Origin of the sequence: Flectobacillus roseus (assembly GCF_030056595.1) — a bacterium.
Taxonomy (GTDB): Bacteria; Bacteroidota; Bacteroidia; order Cytophagales; family Spirosomataceae; genus Flectobacillus; species Flectobacillus roseus.
Genome location: NZ_JASHIF010000019.1, coordinates 114,092 through 132,958, shown reverse-complemented (window position 1 = coordinate 132,958; position 18,867 = coordinate 114,092). Strand labels below are relative to the sequence as shown.

General features: G+C 38.4%; 14 protein-coding genes. 5 read left to right on the top strand and 9 right to left on the bottom strand.

All coding sequences use genetic code 11. The features are described 5' to 3' along the window. Positions 1–85: 85 nt before the first annotated feature. Positions 86–1,069 (bottom strand): GTP 3',8-cyclase MoaA, encoded by a 984-nt coding sequence (moaA, locus tag QM524_RS19400; RefSeq protein ID WP_283345852.1) that lies wholly within the window; start codon positions 1,067–1,069, stop codon positions 86–88. A gap of 239 nt (positions 1,070–1,308) precedes the next feature. On the opposite strand from moaA, the gene moaD reads away from it, so the two are divergent. Beyond that, the gene (moaD, locus tag QM524_RS19395; protein WP_283345819.1) at positions 1,309–1,551 is read left to right on the top strand and encodes a molybdopterin converting factor subunit 1; all 243 of its coding nucleotides are present in this window, start codon (positions 1,309–1,311) and stop codon (positions 1,549–1,551) included. A gap of 115 nt (positions 1,552–1,666) precedes the next feature. Here moaD and QM524_RS19390 read toward each other — a convergent pair whose 3' ends face one another. From QM524_RS19390 to QM524_RS19380, 3 genes are all read right to left on the bottom strand, one after another. Next, positions 1,667–2,437 carry an NUDIX hydrolase gene (locus tag QM524_RS19390; protein ID WP_095166913.1) on the bottom strand — a complete coding sequence of 257 codons (771 nt, stop codon included), beginning with the start codon at positions 2,435–2,437 and terminating at the stop codon, positions 1,667–1,669. 886 nt (positions 2,438–3,323) lie between these two features. Continuing rightward, positions 3,324–4,307 carry a ribonucleoside-diphosphate reductase small subunit gene (locus QM524_RS19385; protein WP_283345818.1) on the bottom strand — a complete coding sequence of 328 codons (984 nt, stop codon included), beginning with the start codon at positions 4,305–4,307 and terminating at the stop codon, positions 3,324–3,326. 380 nt (positions 4,308–4,687) lie between these two features. Further along, positions 4,688–5,932 (bottom strand): MFS transporter, encoded by a 1,245-nt coding sequence (locus QM524_RS19380; protein ID WP_283345817.1) that lies wholly within the window; start codon positions 5,930–5,932, stop codon positions 4,688–4,690. Between the two features lie 394 nt (positions 5,933–6,326). Here QM524_RS19380 and QM524_RS19375 point away from each other — a divergent pair, with 394 nt between their 5' ends. The 3 genes from QM524_RS19375 to QM524_RS19365 all read left to right on the top strand — a co-directional run bounded on the left by QM524_RS19375 (position 6,327) and on the right by QM524_RS19365 (position 9,355). Next, positions 6,327–7,835, top strand: coding sequence for a S41 family peptidase (locus QM524_RS19375; protein ID WP_283345816.1), 1,509 nt, complete (start codon positions 6,327–6,329; stop codon positions 7,833–7,835). A 302-nt stretch (positions 7,836–8,137) separates the two neighbouring features. Continuing rightward, positions 8,138–8,710, top strand: coding sequence for an RNA polymerase sigma factor (locus QM524_RS19370; RefSeq protein WP_283345815.1), 573 nt, complete (start codon positions 8,138–8,140; stop codon positions 8,708–8,710). Positions 8,711–8,881: 171 nt separating this feature from the next. Beyond that, entirely contained in the window at positions 8,882–9,355 is a 474-nt protein-coding gene (locus QM524_RS19365) for a hypothetical protein (protein ID WP_283345814.1), read from the top strand. 167 nt (positions 9,356–9,522) lie between these two features. Here QM524_RS19365 and QM524_RS19360 read toward each other — a convergent pair whose 3' ends face one another. After that, entirely contained in the window at positions 9,523–10,977 is a 1,455-nt protein-coding gene (locus QM524_RS19360; protein ID WP_283345813.1) for a rubredoxin, read from the bottom strand. A gap of 341 nt (positions 10,978–11,318) precedes the next feature. Here QM524_RS19360 and QM524_RS19355 point away from each other — a divergent pair, with 341 nt between their 5' ends. Further along, positions 11,319–11,720 carry a hypothetical protein gene (locus QM524_RS19355; RefSeq protein ID WP_141234883.1) on the top strand — a complete coding sequence of 134 codons (402 nt, stop codon included), beginning with the start codon at positions 11,319–11,321 and terminating at the stop codon, positions 11,718–11,720. 205 nt (positions 11,721–11,925) lie between these two features. On the opposite strand, the gene QM524_RS19350 is transcribed toward QM524_RS19355, so the two are convergent. The 4 genes from QM524_RS19350 to QM524_RS19335 all read right to left on the bottom strand — a co-directional run bounded on the left by QM524_RS19350 (position 11,926) and on the right by QM524_RS19335 (position 18,841). Continuing rightward, the gene (locus QM524_RS19350; RefSeq protein ID WP_283345812.1) at positions 11,926–15,471 is read right to left on the bottom strand and encodes a nitrate reductase; all 3,546 of its coding nucleotides are present in this window, start codon (positions 15,469–15,471) and stop codon (positions 11,926–11,928) included. 318 nt (positions 15,472–15,789) lie between these two features. After that, positions 15,790–16,647 carry an ABC transporter ATP-binding protein gene (locus tag QM524_RS19345; protein WP_095166969.1) on the bottom strand — a complete coding sequence of 286 codons (858 nt, stop codon included), beginning with the start codon at positions 16,645–16,647 and terminating at the stop codon, positions 15,790–15,792. 138 nt (positions 16,648–16,785) lie between these two features. Continuing rightward, the gene (gene ntrB, locus QM524_RS19340) at positions 16,786–17,574 is read right to left on the bottom strand and encodes a nitrate ABC transporter permease (RefSeq protein ID WP_166549633.1); all 789 of its coding nucleotides are present in this window, start codon (positions 17,572–17,574) and stop codon (positions 16,786–16,788) included. A 55-nt stretch (positions 17,575–17,629) separates the two neighbouring features. Further along, a complete protein-coding gene (locus QM524_RS19335; protein ID WP_283345811.1) occupies positions 17,630–18,841 on the bottom strand; it encodes a CmpA/NrtA family ABC transporter substrate-binding protein in 1,212 nt (403 codons plus the stop codon). Positions 18,842–18,867 lie beyond the last annotated feature (26 nt).

The window sequence follows — 18,867 nt, the reverse complement described above, 5'->3', positions numbered from 1 at the left end:
AAAATATGTCCCCTGTCAGCCCAGTCCAAAATACTATTGGGTTGACAGGGGATTAAATGAGTTGCAAAATTAAGATTTTTATGGATTATCCTCCAATGGTTGTCATGGATTCAGTAACAAGCTTGGTTCTACGTTTCTCAGCTTCGAAGCCATCTTTAGCTCTTTGTTGAAAAGTATTGATAAAAACTCCTTTCAATTCTTCGTTGCTAATGCCCGAACGAATCAAATCTCGGATGCTTAATACACCTTCGTCGTACAAACAGGTTTTTAATTCGCCTTGTGCAGTCATTCTGATACGATTGCAAGTGCCACAGAAGGTTCTTGAAAACGCTGCAATCACGCCAATATTGCCTTTGAAGCCTGGGACGTGGTAGTTATACGAAGTAGAATGTGGAGCATCTTCAATTTTGCTTAGGCTCGGATATGTACCTCGGATTGTTTCTAAAATACGATGGATATTCCAATGAAGTACAGGATAATGTGAACCTTCGCCATTGAAAGGCATTTCTTCGATAAAGCGAACTGCTACAGGATAATGCTCGGTAAGAGCTACCAAGGGTAAAATATCATCTGTATTTTTCCCATCCATTACTACAGCATTGATTTTTACTTCAAAACCTGCATCGAGTAAATCAAAAAGCGTTTGATAGACTTTTGAGAATTCATCACGACGGGTAATTTCGAAAAAGCGTTGCGCATCCAAAGTATCCAAACTCAAATTGACAGAACGAATCCCGATTTCTTTCATTTGTTTGAGATACTGTCCCGTCAAAACGCCGTTGGTGGTAATATTCAGCTCATCGATTCCTTGAATGTCAGCAAGGCGATACAAAAAATCTACGAGGTTGTTACGCACAAAAGGTTCTCCACCTGTAATACGCACTTTGTGCACCCCTAATTCGGCCAGTACGCCAACGATACGAAGCATTTCTTCGTAGCTAAGCAGTTTGGATTTGTGGAGGTATTTGATGCCTTCTTCAGGCATGCAATAAAAGCAACGCAAATTGCATCGGTCGGTGACAGCCAGCCTCAAATAAGTAATCGGTCGACCGTGATTGTCATAAATCACTGGACGATTATCGGGAGTTGTTATGGATGGATTAGTTGTCACAGATACGAATGATATAGTAGTATTTTGGGTAAATCTCCATTTGAAGTCCTCAAATTATAGATTTACTTCGTTATATTAGCAATCAAAATATAGGAAAATTTGTTCAAAAAGAAACGTCTATATTTATCGCTGATAGTATTTCTGTAATCAATAAAAACAAATATACTATTGAATCCTAGAATCAAAAATTTAACCTAATGAAATATACAATTGCTTTGTTTGGAATCACCAAAGAAATTGTTGGCAATAGCTCGACAACTCTGGAGGTATCAGATACTCTCACAACCGATGGTTTGTTGACCTTGCTCAGAGCAGAATATCCTCAGTTTGCTGCCATTCGCTCGTTATTGTTGGCTGTAAATAACGAATATGCCGAGCAGGATTTAGTATTATCAGAAAGAGACGAAATTGCGTTAATTCCACCAGTGAGTGGGGGGTAGTTTGAGTCAGTCTCTCGACGATAGATTTTTGATTTCGGAGATATCAGAAATGTTCAGCATTATGTTCCGAAATCAAAATTCTAATTTTATATAGGGTTATGTAATAGTCTATTCTTTACTCCTCAAACTGATTAGCAAATTTACTAGCTTCAGCCTTTTGCGAATCAAATCGATACAAATATGGAGCCTTGTGGGCACCACCTCCCCATTTTTTATCTAGTCTTTCGAGTATCCCCAAACTGAGCATTTTGCGTTGGAAATTAGCTCTCAAGAGTTTTTTGTTCAAAATAGTCTCATAAAGACTTTGTAATTCGCCCATGGTAAAGGTTTCGGGCATGAGGTTAAAGACTGATAGTTTATGATCTAAAAACAAACGAAGCGAGTCGAGTGCCTTGAGTAAAATTTCACGGTGGTCAAAAGCAATTGTTTCAGGCAAGTCATAAATATCAAACCAGCCACCTTCTTCAAGATTGAGATGGGAGTGTGGTTGTATTTTTGTAAAGTCTACCAAAGCGTAATACCCTACTGTAATATGTCGATTAAGCAAAAAGTGGCCATTAGGAAGATCTAACCCATTTTTTTGCATGATAAGTCGATGTTCCTCAGGGTTCACTCTATTGGGGTTACCAAATACATAAAATTGCTCCAGATAAGTATCCTCAATTCCTGTACGATGGTCAAGAATTCTACTTGCGGCTTCATCCAAACTTTCTTCTTTATAGATAAATCCTCCTGGGAGGGAATATATTTCGGTATTGGCAAATTTGATCAATAACACCTTCAATTGATTCTCATGAAAACCAAAAATTACGCAATCAATCGATATGCCCGGTAAAAAGTCTTGTTCAGGGTTAACTAGGTCTTTATATTCTGTTGTATGCTCCATAAAATAAATTTTGTTCAAATTTAAAAAAGAATTGTAATATTAGAATAAAACAATTAATATTGTATCTGCTTGATACAATAGTTTTTGCAATTTTTTACCTAACCACAAAGAAATATAAATAAAGAGAGCTTTGGTTTTTCTTTTCAAGAAAGAGTCTCTCTAAAAGCTAATTTAATTTTGAGTAAGTAATCCTGCAGATTTAGATTTAAGTTATGTGTTTTAGGGACAAGGCAACAGGCACAAGGCAAAGAGTGTTAAAATGTTTTAACGACCACGGACATGCATTTTTCTCATAGTCCACCGCCGAAAGCCGATACCTGAAAGCTCAAAGCACAATCTTAAACTTTATTTTGCGTACTAACTTAAGTAATAGTGCAGAATAAGATTCAATTTTGTTTAGGCAACAGGCACAAGGCAAAGAGTGTTAAAATATTTTTAATAACTACAGACATGCTTTTTCCAAAGCCCCCGCCGAAAGCCGTTACCTGAAAGCCCAAAGCACAATCTTAAATTTTATTTTGCGCACTAACCTATCAATTGTAATAGGATGAAGGCTAGACAAATTGAGGTTGGGTAAATTCAAATTCACATGATTGAAAATATGGAGATTTGAATAAAAAGATGATTTTTTGGCATATAATCGGGTAAAAAATTACTGAAAAAAGCCAAGTTTGCCAAAATCTTTCATAAAAAGCTTGTCACATTATCTATCTATCCAATTCATATAATACATACCCCACTGTTGCTGTTAAGACAAAGTGGGGTTTTTTCCGAAAACAAACTCAGTACAACTTAAAATGATACATAGGTCTTTAAGGCTCCAAAACAAAACGGCTCGTTGCAATCTTGCAACGAGCCGTTTTGTTTTGATTATTTTTAAGAAATTCTAAAAATCTTCATCTAAAGAGAAAGACATCGTTTCTTTTTCTGACATGACACCTGCTTTTTGATACTCAGCAACACGTTTTTCGAAGAAATTAGTTTTGCCTTGTAACGAAATCATTTCCATGAAATCAAATGGATTGGTTGCGTTATATACTTTTGGACAGCCCAAAGCTACCAACAAGCGGTCAGCTACAAACTCAATGTATTGACACATCAAGTTAGCGTTCATACCGATTAATGAAACAGGAAGAGAATCTGTTACAAATTCTTTTTCGATTGTTACTGCATCTGTAATAATTTCGGTTACTCTTGATTGTGGCAATTGATTCTTGATATGGTCTGTATAAAGCAAACACGCAAAATCACAGTGTAAACCTTCGTCGCGAGAGATAAGCTCGTTTGAGAACGAAAGACCTGGCATCAAACCACGTTTTTTCAACCAGAAAATAGAACAGAAACTACCTGAGAAGAAAATACCTTCTACAGCTGCAAATGCAATCAGACGTTCTACAAAGTTTTCACTGCCAATCCAACGCAAAGCCCATTCTGCTTTTTTCTGAACACAATCGATGGTTTCGATGGCGCGAAGCATACGGTCTTTTTCGATTGGGTTTTTGATATAAGTATCAATCAACAAAGAGTATGTTTCAGAGTGAATGTTTTCCATCATTACTTGGAAGCCATAGAAACATTTAGCTTCTGCATACTGAACCTCCGAAAGGAAGTTAACAGCAAGGTTTTCGTTTACGATACCATCCGATGCCGCAAAGAAGGCCAATACATGCGAAATAAAGTGCTTTTCATCAGCTGTAAGCTTATTTTCCCAGTCATTTAAGTCTTGAGAAAGGTCAATTTCTTCAGCTGTCCAGAAAGAAGCTTCCGCTTTTTTATAAAATTGCCAAATGTCATTGTGTTTGATTGGAAATAACACAAAACGATTTGGGTCTTCTTGAAGTAAGGGTTCAATAATTGCTGCCTGTGACATGGTCGTATGGTATAAGTTACTAGTTATCTAAAAATAAAAAGGATTGTTTAAATGATAGCTTTCGGCTCATGTTGAAGCGCGCTTACCTTGGCTAAATTTAAACTATTTTGTCTTAGAAATCATCAAAGTTGACAAAAATTAACTTCGCTATTTTTCTGTCTATCTTTTTAGTCTCGATTACGAAAATATAATCTTCAGTGACTACAAATTGTTAGCTAAAATTGTTTCTTGTTCTTCAAAAAATCTTCTCAAAGATAGGGATACTTTGTCAAAAAATAGAGTTGTTTTTTATCATGTTCTGATAATAAAAAACGTTCGTTTGGTTGTAAGTTGTTGTTTTTCAATATTTTATTGTCTTTGTTGAGCCTCTATTTTTTTCGTTATTCTGATTGAATGGCTACTTGGTGAGTCGCATCAATTTTTAGCCATAGCAGCGATCCTAGTATCAATAATCCGCCTATCATGAGTACAGGAAAGTAGTACCCGAAAGTCGTTGCCAGATACCCAAAAGATACAGTATTGATATAGGCTCCGATCAAGCCCGCCGAGTTCATCGCTCCCGATACAGTCCCACTTTGTTTGCCTCCAATATCCATGGCTACAGCCCATGCCACTGGTGCGGTGACATCCATAGTGGCAAGCCCCAAAGACAAAAGTACAACGGCCAAAGTATCGTTTTGACTAAGAGACGCCGTAATGAGACAGATACCCGAAAGACTAAGCCCAATCATTGGGACAATACGACGACCCCATTTTTTACCATATTTCTTGACCGTATAATCACTCAAAATCCCTCCCAGAAAACATCCTACAGCGCCCAAAATAAATGGAGCTGAAGCTATAAATTTCATATTTTCTTCCGAAATACCACGTCCCTGCTGTAGATATTTAGGCATCCAGCTTTGGAAAAAATAAGCCCCCGCAGCATAACAGTAATACATCAAGAATAGAATCCAAAGGTTAGGATGGTTAAGTATTTTCCAGACTGATTGTTTGGGAGAGTGGTCGCTTAGTTGTCTATTTTCTAAGATAAAATTCAATTCTTCCTTCGAAATATCCTTAGCTTCAGAAGGCTCTTCTTTGTACCAGAAAATCCAAAAAATCACCCAAAGTAAACCAACTCCCCCGAGGATATAGAAGGACATCTGCCAGCCATATTTTTGTTGAATAGGAATGACTAAAATAGGGGTCAGACCTGCACCAATTCTTGACGCTGCCCAAATAAGTGCTTGCCCTTTTCCTCTTTCGAAGGCTGGTAACCACTTGCTCAAGGCGATAGAAATATTGGGATATGCTCCAGCTTCGCCAATACCAAATAAGAATCGTACTGCAAGAAGCATTACAAAACCCGTAGAAAAGCCTGTGAGTACCGTAAAAAATGACCACCACAATACCACTCGAATCAGAAGGCGTTTGGCACCGAGTCGGTCGCCCAATAATCCTGTGGGAATTTCAAAAAGTCCATAGGCAAGGGTAAACATCCCCAATACCCAGCCCCATTGGACAGGACTTAGCCCCAAATCTTTTGAAATTCGTTCGCCTGCTGTAGAGATGGCAATGCGGTCGAGAAAGGTAACAGTGGAAAGAATCGATAGTACGAGTAATACTTGATAACGTTTTTTCATCTATATGTTTGAAGTTTATTCCATAATTAATAGTAATGCAATTTACCGAAATCTCACCCAAATGAGAACCGAAAAACCAGATAAGTAAATGAATATGTATACAATGAGATAGCGTAATAAAAAAGAATATCGTTATTCTCAATGAACTATTCTCGATGCTAAGATGTAAAAGGTAAGGTATAAAAGAGGAGAAATCTACCCTAATAAACTGATTTTTTGTAGTTTGTTGAAAAAGTCAAGAGCCTAATAAGCCACTTGCTAGATTTAGCGCTGGTCTATAGGCGAATTCAGTTGGTTTTTCTTCTATTTGGTAATATTATGAGTAATTTTGCCTTTTGTATTGCTGAGTATATAATTTTCTGTTTTTTTCTTAATTTTTTGTCCACGTCAGAGCATGAGGTTGTTATGTGTTGTTATACTGTCTGTTACGTTATTCTGTTGGTCACAGGATGTAAAAGGACAAGGGGCTGCTTCGCCTATCAACTATGAGCGAAAGTTCTCGAAGGTAGAGTTGAGAGCAGATTTTAGATATTTGAGAAGTATTTTAGAACAAGAGCATCCAGGGGTGAATTGGTACACTTCAAAAGAATCTATGAACATAGCTTTTGAAGATGCCTATAAAAAGATAGCTGATGAAATGACCGAGAAAGACTTTGGGCTATTGCTTAAGCCCTTGGTCGCTAAAATTCGTTGTGGACATACTGACTTGCGTTTTTCGCCCGAAACTCGCAAATGGGAACGTGCTAAAAACCGTAGTTTCGTACTTCCGCTTGGCTTTTTTATCCAAGGCGACCGCCTGTTTATTGCTCGCAATGAAAGCAATGATCCTTCACTAGTGCTTGGCTCAGAGGTGTTGGAAATAGAAGGAAATACCGCTGGGAAAATTCTTCGTACCTTAAGAAAATACTTGCCTGCCGATGGCTATGGCGAAGCTTTTAAGGATGCTACACTCGAATCGGGTTTTTTTGACGAATATTATTTGAGTGTTTTTGGAGGAAAAGAAAAATATCAATTTTCTATCAAAAATGCACAAGGAGAAGTAAAGCCACAAATACTGGAGTTTAAGCCAAGGGTTCCTACTGGTAATAGACCTCCTCGGTTATCTAAGGAGGACGAAACACAACGTCGTTTGACTCGCTTGCGTGGTTTGAGTTTTCCCAAAGAAGTTGCCTCAACGGCTTTGTTGCGTATTTCTAGTTTTTCGTATGATGACTACGAGTCGTTTTTGATGACACATGAAAGATTTTTTCAAGAAATAGAACAAAACCACGCCGCAAACCTTATTATTGATTTACGCCAAAATTCAGGAGGAAATCATGAAATTGCCCTAGACCTGATGAAGTATTTGATGGATAGCACTTTTGTGCTAACATCACATGCGGAGGCTCCTGTGATGATTCCGTCTTTTATTCTCAATAATGATGTAGAAGAACAAGATGCTAGTCGTGCTTTTTCAGAAAGAATCGTTAAAAAGTGTGGCGAAGGCACTTACTGCTTGAATGTCCCGTCGGTTGGAAAACATAAGCCTTACGAACAATATCGTTTTAAAGGCAACTTATACATTTTGATTGGTGAACAAACTTTTTCGGCAGCATCGAGCTTTGTGGCAAGTTTGAAAGAACAACGTAAAGCAACATTAGTCGGTCGTGAGACAGGTGGGGGCGAAGCTGGCTGTAATGGTGGTATCATTTCTACGGTGGTTTTGCCTGCAACCAAATTACGTTTACAGTTTCCACATTTTAGAATTACAACAGCGGTCAAAGCTCCTAATATTGGTCGTGGAGTAATACCCAATGTCAATGTTGAATATACTATCCAAGAAAGACTCAATAAGGCTGATTTGGAATTAGAAAAAACCTACGAGCTCATCCGACGTGCCGAGATCAGCAAATTGGGGCATTAAGTTTTTGATTTGAAAATGAGAGAATGAGTGATTATGTTAAAATTTGTATTCTATCAGTAGAGAGAAAATACCTTGCCTCTCAAGCCGAGCCAGATGTAGCATAGGAATATTAAAAAAGGCGTTCGAAAAACTAATTTCGAACGCCTTTTTTGATACTAAATTTCAGAATGACACTTTTTTAGACGCAAAGCATTGCGTCTCTACGAGTAAAATTCAATTACCTCATTACATCTCTTTTTATTTTTTTTGAAAAAAAGAGTAAATTCCTGTAACCTTTCTAAACCAACTTGCATCCTATTGTCGTGAAAACGTTGGAATCAGACATATCTATTATTGAAAGAATCTTGGCAGGCGATAAAGCTGGGTATCGGGATTTGGCAAATCGTCATAAGGATTATGCCTTTACGGTAGCCTACAAAATCGTGGGTACTCGCGAAGATGCTGAAGAGGTGGCTCAGGATGCCTTTATTCAGGCATTTCAGGCTTTGCCACAATTCAATAAAGAGTCTAAATTTACGACATGGTTTTACAGAATTGTGTTTAATACAGCTTTGATGTTTAAACGCAAAAATCGCATACAAACCGACGATATTGAGGCTTCTCAATCGGCACAAGCAGCCTCGGCAGATACTTCAGATGAAATAAAAAATGCTGAACAGAAGAGATATATCCAAATGGCTCTCAATCATCTTTCGCCCGACGATGTAACTATGATTACCTTGTTTTATCTCAAAGAACAAAGTTTAGAGGAAATCGCCCAAATTGTTGGTATTAGTGCAGATACGGCAAAAGTTAAACTTTGTCGTGCCCGAAAGCGTTTGGCTGAAGAGATGAAACGACTATTGGGCAATGAGTTACATAGTTTGGTATATTAACTGGGCTTTGAGCAGTCGGCTAGGAGATTAATGAGAAAATAGCTAGAAAATACTTTGTTGAGACCGAAGCTAAAGTTAATAATATGACTAGGTCTTGACCAACAATTCCACTTAGTGGGTGAATTTATTCACCTGAGACTAAAAAGTTTAAACAGCTTCAATTTTAATACAATGAATATCACAGACGAAGAAATATTTGACATCCTCGATGGTATCGCCTCTGAGGAGCTTTTGCAAAGGCATGAGCGTCTGTTGCAGGAGGACGAAGAATATCAATTGCTATTTAAAGAATATGCTGCTACGCATGTCCTGTTGGAAGATTTGCCGATGGAGAAAACTGCAGTAAATTTTACGGATAAACTAATAGATCAATGGGAGCTTGCCCAAGAGCCTGAAGTAGTACTAAAACCTAAAAGCCATTTGCATCTATACTTCTTGGCAGTGATGTGTACTTTGATTGTATTGGTGGTTGCTCTTAGTTCGGGAATGCCTTCGGTGCAGTCGGTAAAAGTACCTTTAGATTTTAGTGTACTTACTAATATGATACATCAAAAAGAGCTTATCAACTTTTTATTAATGGCTAATGCTTTGCTTGCGGTATTTATTCTCGACAAAAAAGTATTTAAGCCTTATTTTAGAATGTAAGGAACGTTGTAGTACTGTACGAAGGATTTTAAACAATTTCAGATTTGGGATTTCTGATTTCGGAAATAAGGTAAAATACCTTTGTTTTCTGCAAAATATAGAAGATTACACTTCCAACATCCGATACCCGAAATAAATAGTTTTCTAATCCTTCGTACACCACTAACTCACAACTGAAAAGTTGTTTCTACTGTTTTTACCTCAAAATTTTCCTTTTCCGAATCACAAACAGGACAGCAATAATTGTCTGGCAATGCATCAAACTTCGTTCCTGCCTTAATTTCTTGCTGTGAATCGCCCAATTTTTCGTCATAAATGGTCATACATACTTTGCATTGATGCACTTGATGCGTACTTGTAGGATTCGTTTGAGGTGGTGAGGGTTTTTCTATGACCGAAGCGGTACTTCTATGATAGTATCGTTTGGTGAGTCGTTGGAGGATTTCGGCAATATGTGCTTTATGAAGTCCTTTTTCAAATAAAACCAATTGACGAGTATTTGGATTAAAATCTACCGTGTGATACACATCATATACCTGCGTTAATCCTGCGAGTATTTTTCGCTTTTTGATTACAACCGAACCAAATACCTCTGACTTTGAACGAGTCTGAATGGCAAAACACAAACCAAATGTACGAATATCCTCTTGGTCGAATTCACGGATAATGGTGTTTTTGAGTGCTAATCCTCCTTGACAGTGATCTTCTACTTGCCAATTGAGCTCATTAGCCGCATGACGCACGTTGATACCATATTTTCCTAAGAGTTTGTCCCACAATACCCTATCTTGGTTTTCGATACCTTTAATAATGAGCGATTTCCAAGGGGTTGTACAAATCTGTCCGACTTTGGTATCTAAACAAATTTTACAAACATCTAATAAAAAAGCTACCTCAAAAGTCTCGTGACGACGGTAGATTCCCAACCAAGTTTTGTTGCCATAACGATTGAAACCTTCGTAATAAGGCAGCATAAATTGCGGTAGCACTAAATCTTCTTGTACTAGCTGTGAAATGATTTCGCCTTGGGCAATCATTTTTTCATAAACATCCTCTTCCGATAAATCAACCCCTGATAGAAGAATACCCTCTAACCGTTTTGAAACTTTGGAGATTTCAAGTGTATAAATCAACAAGGGAAATCTAAAAATGGTATTGGATTGCTTTTGACGAATATATAAATACCAGAAATTGGGAATCGAAGACGCAATAAAGTTTAAGTTGCCCGTAAAAAAGGGCGTGAATGACTGTTGATAGTCTGATATATTGATTTTGAGTTGAGGTTGAAAATCAAAACCATCTAGTAAGTCACGATAAATGCCTTCCGATAGCCATTGTCCCGTTTGGAATACCTCTTGGGCACAATAAGACGAAATAATATTAGGATATTGGTGGGTATCAATTTCAAAATCAATGTGCATTGCTTCAAGGCTTTCGCGTAGGCTAGGTAAGCCCGAACCACGCTGAGTATCAGCCTTTACCCACATCAATAATTGCTGACGAGCACCGATACTTACTTCTTTAACACCTGCTTTTTGTGCCATCAAAAGAATTCCTTCGAGCATCCCTGGCGAAGCAATGCCACCAGTCAGATTTATTTTAACTAAAGAGTAGTCTCGCATGATTTTAGTAATTTATACTTAACAATTTGATAATCAACTCCATATCACTTTTCCAATATAAAGTATAATTGCAATTCTGAAAATGTAACTTTTTTAAGAAATATAATTTTATTTAGAAGAACTTTCTTGATTTTGTTCAAATTTTTTACCCTAATCCATTGCTATTCAAAAATAAGATTATAACTTTAAATCGTCAAACAAACGACACAAGTACAGTTTCTTAGTTTTAGACAGTCCAAAACAGGATAGCATTTAAGAAATTTTCTCAAAAATGAACCTTTTTTAGTAGATATGACTTTTCTAAGAAATTTGATGTTTCACTCTCATAAATAATGAATACCATGAAAAACAACAATGTAATCAAAGCTATGTTCGTAGCAGCTGCTATGACTTGTTTGTCAAACGTAAGTGCAATCGCTAACTCAAATGATGAAGAAGCATTTGTAAAGTCTAAAATCGCTCCAGTTACTAACAGCCTTAGCTTCAACGTTTGGGTAGAAAAACCAAACAACAAAAAAGTTACTGTAGTAGTAGTTGACAAAGACAACAACGAAGTACACCGTGAGTACGTTGACGCTAAATCAGGTAAATTTGCAAAAACTTTTGATTTCTCTAACTTGAGCGATGGTAAATATACTATCCAAGTTCTTAGCTCAAACATCGACGTTATCGACGCTAAAACTTTCGAAATCAAAACTAACTTTGTTACTACTCGTGATTTAGTAGTGGCTCGTCAGAAATAATTAATGACGACCTATGACGATGACATGTTTTAACCTCAGAAATATAGGTTCTTTGGAATTGAATTACTGGAATTTAGAAGCTCGTTTCTAATTCCAGTAATTCAATTCCGGAGCCTAAAAGGTTAAAAATCATCTTTTCCAGTACCCTTCAGAAAAACCTTCCTTTCTCGTTTTTCCTTTTCTATTCCAACCTTCTTTCTGGTAACTATTTCTCCGCTAAAGCATCTTCTTTTTTGCTTAGCGATTCTAATATTGCTTTTACTTCTGGTCTACAACTTCCACAGCCTGTTCCAGCGCCTGTTTGCGAACACAATTGTGTAAAATCTGTACAACCTCCAGCAATCGCATTTTTGAGGTTGCCTTCTCCCACATTGTTACACGAGCATACCAATTTACCCATCACAGGATCAGCCTTTTTACCCGAACGCAACAATTCCATTCGTTTGTCGGAAAGCTCAATTTTATTCCCAATCAAATCTTTGAATTCTAAAAATTCAGATTTATCGCCAATCAAAATAGCGCCTACCAATTTGTCACGGTGAACAATACATTTTTTATAATAGCGTTTGGCTTTATCGATAAAGATAATCTCCTCATAATCAGGATTATTCGAAGGAGCGTCAATCATTCCTAATGAACATAATTGAACTCCTTGGATTTTCATGATATTCATCGAAAGCGAACCTTGGTAATAACTTGCCCAGTCGCCAGCAATATATTTGGCAATAATTTCGGCTTGATGCTCGGCCGCAGCCGTGATACCCCACATTTCGCCACGCCATTGTGCCATTTCGCCCGCAGCAAAAATAGAAGGATCAGACGTTTGTAAATAATCATTGACCACCACTCCACGTTTTACTTCCAAGCCTGCTGCTTTGGCAATTTCGGTATTGGGCGTAGTCCCAATGGCAAATACAGCAACTTGTGCATCGATTCGTCGTCCCGATTTAAGACGAACGCCTTCCAATTGGTCGGTTCCATAAATAGACGAAACCTCATCATTATAAAATACTTCAATGCCCAAATCTACGATTTCGTGATGGAGCATTTCTGAGCCAAGCTTATCGAGCTGGCGGTCCATAAAACGACCACTTCGCTGAATTACAGTAACTTCGATATTCATTTCTCGAAGAGATGCTGCTAATTCTAAGCCCAACAAACCGCCCCCTACAATCACTGCATGAGGATTAGGTTGTTGTAAAAAAGGCATGAGACTATCGGCATCGATACGAGAACGCATATTGAAAATACCAGGAATCTTAGGAACACTCGGAGGCATAAAGGCTCGTGAACCCATCCCCAGCATTAATCGGTCGTAGGTATGTTCTTGACCCAAAGAATCAGTTAAAACTTTGTTGGCACGGTCAATATGCACAATTTCTACGCCTTTATGGACGTGGATATTTGCCTCCGCAAATTGGTCTTCACGAAGCTTGACCAACTGTTCCCAATTTTGTGCTCCTGAGATATAATCAGGAAGCATGACTCTATTATAAAAAGGATAGATTTCTTTTGAAAAAACATGAATCTCATCTTGTTGATTGAGTTCACGATAGGCTTTGATAAAGCCTAAGCCAGCAGAGCCAGCTCCAATAATCACAATTTTTTCGACAGATTTTTGATAAGGTAAAACCTGTACCGCCGAATACTTAAAATCAGGCTCTTTTGAACGCGGGTCAACTAAGGTATTGGTCAGGTTGTTGGTACGACCAAAAGTTTTTTCTTGAATTTTACCAAAGTGCATCGGCATAAAACATACGCCCTGTTTGATGTCGGTCGTAATTTTTGCTTTAATGCGAGCCTCTCCACGAATGGTTTTTACCTCTACAATTTGATTTTCGGTGATACCTCTTTCGGCAGCATCCTTGGGATGTATTTCGATAAAAGGCTGAGAAATATGTTGATTGAGTTTATTCACCTTACCCGTTTTGGTCATGGTATGCCATTGGTCACGAATACGACCTGTGGTAAGGATTAGGGGAAATTCTTTACTCAAAGCCTCAGACTGATTTTGGTCTGGGACAGCATGAATTTTGGCACGGCGATTAGCGGTATAAAATTGCTTATCCGTAAAAAGTCGTTTAGTGCCCACATAATCAGGGTCTTGAATAGCCTTTTCTTGTGGAAAAGGCCACTGAACAGAGCGTTTTTGTTGTAAAACTTCATAGCTCAAACCCGAAATGTCAATGTTGGTTCCGATAGTTGAGCGACAATGTTCGGCATAAACTTCGGCTGTATTTTGGTAATCAAAAGCCTTTTCGAAACCCATTTTTTGCGCAAACTCAACAATGATTTGAGTATCGTCTTTGGCTTCACCAGGAGCGTTAATTAATTTGGGTAAAAAGGTAATACGACGTTCGGAGTTAGTAAAAACGGAGTTTTTTTCAGCCCAAGATGCCGAAGGCAATACGACATCGGCATATTTTACGGTATCCGAACGGTTCGAGATATCTTGTACTACGACATATTTAGCGTTTTGTAAACCTTTTTCAACAGCGTTGATATTGGGCAAGCTTACCATCGGGTTGGTACATACAATCCAGATAGCTTTCATGCGACCATCCGCCAAGGCCTCAAACATTTCGGTAGCGGTAAAACCTGGCTTATCAGAGATTTTGGTCCCACCCCAAAAAGCTTGAACTTCTTCTCTATGGGCTGGATTGAGCAAATCTCTATGAGCAGGTAACATATTTGCCAAACCACCGACTTCGCGTCCGCCCATGGCATTGGGCTGTCCTGTAAGCGAAAATGGACCATTTCCTTCTTTTCCGATTTTACCCGTAATCAAATGCAAATCAATGAGAGATAGGTTTTTGTTTACGCCAATAACCGACTGATTGAGTCCCATTGTCCACATCGACATAAAGCCTTTGGCTTCATGAATATAGCGAGCGGTTAAATAAATATCTTCGGCAGAAATACCACATATATTAGCAGCTTCAGCTATACTTCTCTGCATAACTTGGTCTTTGTACGCTTCAAAGCCATCTGCATGAGATAGAATAAAATCGGTATCAATCCAGTCGTTTTCAATCAAAGTCCTTCCGATGGCATTGGTAAGAGTCACATCGGAGCCTGGGGTAATTTGTAAATGTAAATCAGCTTGTGAGGCTGTTTGAGTACGACGTGGATCTACTACAATAATTTTGACATCAGGATTGGCTTGCTTGTGTGCTTCGACTCTTCGCCAGATAATAGGGTGCGCCCAAGCTGGGTTGGCGCCTGTTACTAAAAAAGTGTCAGCTAATTCTATATCATCATAACAAACAGGTACAGAGTCTTCGCCGAGGGTAAGTTTGTAACCTACTACAGCCGACGACATACACAAGCGGGAGTTGGTATCGATATTATTAGAACCAATAAAACCTTTGATGAGCTTATTGATTACATAGTATTCTTCAGTAGAGCATTGTCCTGAAACGTAGAATCCGACTCCATCTGGGCCATATTTTTTGATAATAGCTTTAAAAACAGCCGCTGTACGGTCTAGTGCTTGGTCCCACGATACACGTTGTAGCGGCATATCACGGTTGTAGCGCATGGTCGGGTACAGCAAACGGTCGGAAGTATCCATTACTGTATAATGAAGATTCATCCCTTTTGAACAAAGCATACTTTTACTTGAAGGATGTGACTTATCGCCTTCAAGGGTCAGCTTTCCTTTTCCGTGGTCGGTCAGTACTACACCGCATCCCACACCGCAGTAAGAGCAGGTAGATTTTATTTGTTTCTTATTGGACGGAATACTCATATACAAAGTGTTTTATTTTGTTTCAAAAGTGTTTCATCATGAATTTTCCGCAAAGATGGCATGGTTTATGTTTAAGGTTTTGATGATTATTCCTTCAATAATCACCCTACTTTTGCATACATTGATATGAGGATTGCGGAATTCATAAATTCTTGAAACCCTAATTCGGTATGAACATCGGCCGCTACTGATGTCATTGGTTTTTGACACCGCTATGTTGGAAACTATCAGCTCGATTAGACCAGTTTGAGACTTTTCATATCAATGAAAAGTAAGAGTCTTGCCCGAAATCATTTATTTCGGGCTTTTTTATACCTATTAGTCTTCAATAGAAAACTTGTCAAACAACAATCCTAATAGCTCATCATGAATTCGGATGTATTCAGGGTCGTGAGCAATTGCTTTTTTATTACGAGGTCTTTCTAGATTTACCTCTACAATCTTTTTGATAGTAGCCGCTGGCCCGTTATTCATTACCACTACTTTATCAGATAAGAAAATCGCTTCTTCTATGTCATGAGTTACCATCACAATAGTTTTGTTACGATTATCTAGGTTCCATAATTTCAATAACTCGATGTGCATCGAACCTTTGGTGAGTGCATCTAAGGCGCCGAATGGTTCGTCCAATAACAAAATGCTTGGATTGATGGCAAATGCACGTGCAATAGCTACTCGTTGTTTCATCCCACCCGACAACTGACTTGGCAATTTGTCTTTGTGTGAGGTAAGATTTACCATTTCGATGTAATGGTTGACAATGGCGTGTTTTTCGTCGGTAGATTTATCCTTAAAAACTGAATCAACCGCGACAAAGATGTTTTTGTACACCGACATCCAAGGTAACAATGAATAATTTTGGAATACGATACCACGATCGGGGCCTGGTCCTTTTACTACTTTATCGTTGGCGATTACCTCTCCTGATGTAGGCAATACCATTCCCGAAATAGTATTCATCAAGGTAGATTTTCCACAACCAGAGTGACCGATTAGGGAAATAATTTCGCCTCTTTTGATGTCGAGAGAGATATCTTTTACAGCCGTAAACTTTCCTTTGGGTGTTGAGAATGATACCTCAACATTATTGATACTGATAGCCGTTTCACGACTATTAATTTTATGGAAATCATTGGCCGAATCGACCAAATTGAGTGATTTATCGCTAGTATTCATTTGTGGCAAAGGTTTTAGATAAGTAGTAGGAAAGATTAAATTAATAGTACATCTGAGGTGAAATTTGACCATAATGTTTTGATTATGAATACCTTCAAATAACCAATATACTTTTAACTAATAACGTTTTCCTACTTATTACTTTTGGTTGTAAGAAAAAGCATTTTGTAAGGCATTGAAGCCTTTATCCAACAAAAGCCCTACGGTACCGATAATCAAAATCGCTACGAGGATACGCTCTAATGAAAGGGCATTCCAACTATCCCAAACAAAGAACCCAATACCAACACCACCCGAAAGCATTTCGCCGGCTACGATTACCATCCACGCTACGCCAATCGAAAGACGCAAACCTGTAATAATATGTGGAATAGAATAAGGTAACATAATTTTGGTAATGTATTTCCAAGTAGAAAAACCAAACGCTTTGCCTACATTCTTATGGTCATCAGGAATACTCGCTACGCCAAAAGCTGTGTTGATAAGTGTTGGCCACAATGAAGTAATCATGATGATAAAAATAGTAGCTCCTTCTGCGGCTTTGAAAGCCAATAAGCCCAATGGAAACCAAGCCAAAGGCGATACTGGGCGCAAAATCTGCACAATAGGGTTGAGGAGTTTCATCCCAGTTTTAGAAGAACCCATCAACAAACCAAGGGGAATAGCTACGATACTTCCAGCTCCAAAACCACTGAAAACGCGAATTAATGAACTAACCAACTGGTTGCCGATACCCTTATCGTTAGGACCGCGGTCGTAAAATGGTTCACTCATAAGTTCCATAAATACCTGCCATGTGGCTACAGGTCCAGGGATTTCGTTTTTAGTTAAAATTGTTACCAACTGCCACAAGCCTATCAGCACCAACATACTTCCGATAAAGTAAAGCGCATTACTAATCGAATTTTTGAGAGAAAATGAATTCATGATATGGTATGGTTGGGTACTTCCTTGCTTGTCACAAGGAAGTACTGTGGAAATCTTATTTACGAGTTGCTTTGAGATAATCGTCGATATTGGCTGGATCGAAGTTTACGTCATACGTAGTTTTGAAAGGCTTCATGTCTGGTTGCATAGGCACCGCCATTTCTTTGGCTACTTCTTGATACAAATCATCCAAAATCAATTTTTCGACAATCGCTTTATAATTTGGCTCAGCTTTTAGATAACCAAAACGAACATACTGTGCCAAAAACCACATTGCATGAGATTTGCGAGGCATATTCACGACACCATTGTTATAAAAAGTCATATAGTCGTCTTTGTACTTTTGAACACCCAAGTCGCAACCCAAATCGTTTGAGCCTAAAAGACGAGCTTCAATTACTGGCAATGCTGCATTTACGTAATATGGTTTAGTCAACCATGAAGCTGCTTTTTTACGATTGCTCATATTGTCTAACCAGCGACAAGCTTCGATAATAGCTTTCATCACTTTTTTCAAATCTTCCTTATCCTCTGCGGCAAATTTGCTGTTGACAACCAAAGCTTTTTCTGGGTGATGTTTCCAAATATCCTGTGAAGCAATATGTGTAAAACCTACGTTTTGAGTAGCGGCTACGCCATTCCAAGGTTCGCCTACGCAATAGCCTTCCATGTTGTCTACACGCATATTTGCCACCATTTGTGGAGGAGGAATTGTGATAATACCCACCGATTTTTGATTGACACCTGCTGCTGCTAACCAGTTGCGTAACCAGATATCATGGGTTCCGCCAGGGAAAGTCATAGCGAAGGTAACTTCTTTGCGAGTTTGTACGGCTTTTACGGTAGCTGCTACTTTGTTTACTTCTTTGAAGCCAACCATGCCACAGAAGTCTTTCGAAAGTGTGATACCTTGTCCATTGTTGTTGATTACCATCGCAATCTTCATTTCCGAGCCAGCTTTACCACCAATTCCTGTATATACTGACAAAGGCATTGAGAAAAGACAGTGTGCTCCATCCAATTCACCATTCAAGATTTTATCACGAACATTGGCCCAAGAGGCTTCTTTCGAAAGCTCTACATCGACCCCATATTTTGCGAATAATCCCAACTCTTTAGCGGCTACTAGCGGAGCACAGTCTGTCAGTGGAATAAACCCTAATCTTATTTTCTTTCCTGAAGGCGTCGGATTTGCCGACAATTGTAGTGTTGTAGCTACTAAACCTACCAACACTAATACTTGCTTTAACAGAGTTTTTGCGTTCATAACGATTATGAAATGGTTTAAAACAA

Bases quoted from the DNA above. Each gene is read 5' to 3' on its own strand.
- moaD (WP_283345819.1), top strand. From the start codon at position 1,309: ATGAAATATACAATTGCTTTGTTTGGAATCACCAAAGAAATTGTTGGC.
- QM524_RS19390 (WP_095166913.1), bottom strand. From the start codon at position 2,437: ATGGAGCATACAACAGAATATAAAGACCTAGTTAACCCTGAACAAGAC.
- QM524_RS19385 (WP_283345818.1), bottom strand. From the start codon at position 4,307: ATGTCACAGGCAGCAATTATTGAACCCTTACTTCAAGAAGACCCAAAT.
- QM524_RS19380 (WP_283345817.1), bottom strand. From the start codon at position 5,932: ATGAAAAAACGTTATCAAGTATTACTCGTACTATCGATTCTTTCCACT.
- QM524_RS19375 (WP_283345816.1), top strand. From the start codon at position 6,327: ATGAGGTTGTTATGTGTTGTTATACTGTCTGTTACGTTATTCTGTTGG.
- QM524_RS19365 (WP_283345814.1), top strand. From the start codon at position 8,882: ATGAATATCACAGACGAAGAAATATTTGACATCCTCGATGGTATCGCC.
- QM524_RS19360 (WP_283345813.1), bottom strand. From the start codon at position 10,977: ATGCGAGACTACTCTTTAGTTAAAATAAATCTGACTGGTGGCATTGCT.
- QM524_RS19355 (WP_141234883.1), top strand. From the start codon at position 11,319: ATGAAAAACAACAATGTAATCAAAGCTATGTTCGTAGCAGCTGCTATG.
- QM524_RS19350 (WP_283345812.1), bottom strand. From the start codon at position 15,471: ATGAGTATTCCGTCCAATAAGAAACAAATAAAATCTACCTGCTCTTAC.
- QM524_RS19345 (WP_095166969.1), bottom strand. From the start codon at position 16,647: ATGAATACTAGCGATAAATCACTCAATTTGGTCGATTCGGCCAATGAT.
- ntrB (WP_166549633.1), bottom strand. From the start codon at position 17,574: ATGAATTCATTTTCTCTCAAAAATTCGATTAGTAATGCGCTTTACTTT.
- QM524_RS19335 (WP_283345811.1), bottom strand. From the start codon at position 18,841: ATGAACGCAAAAACTCTGTTAAAGCAAGTATTAGTGTTGGTAGGTTTA.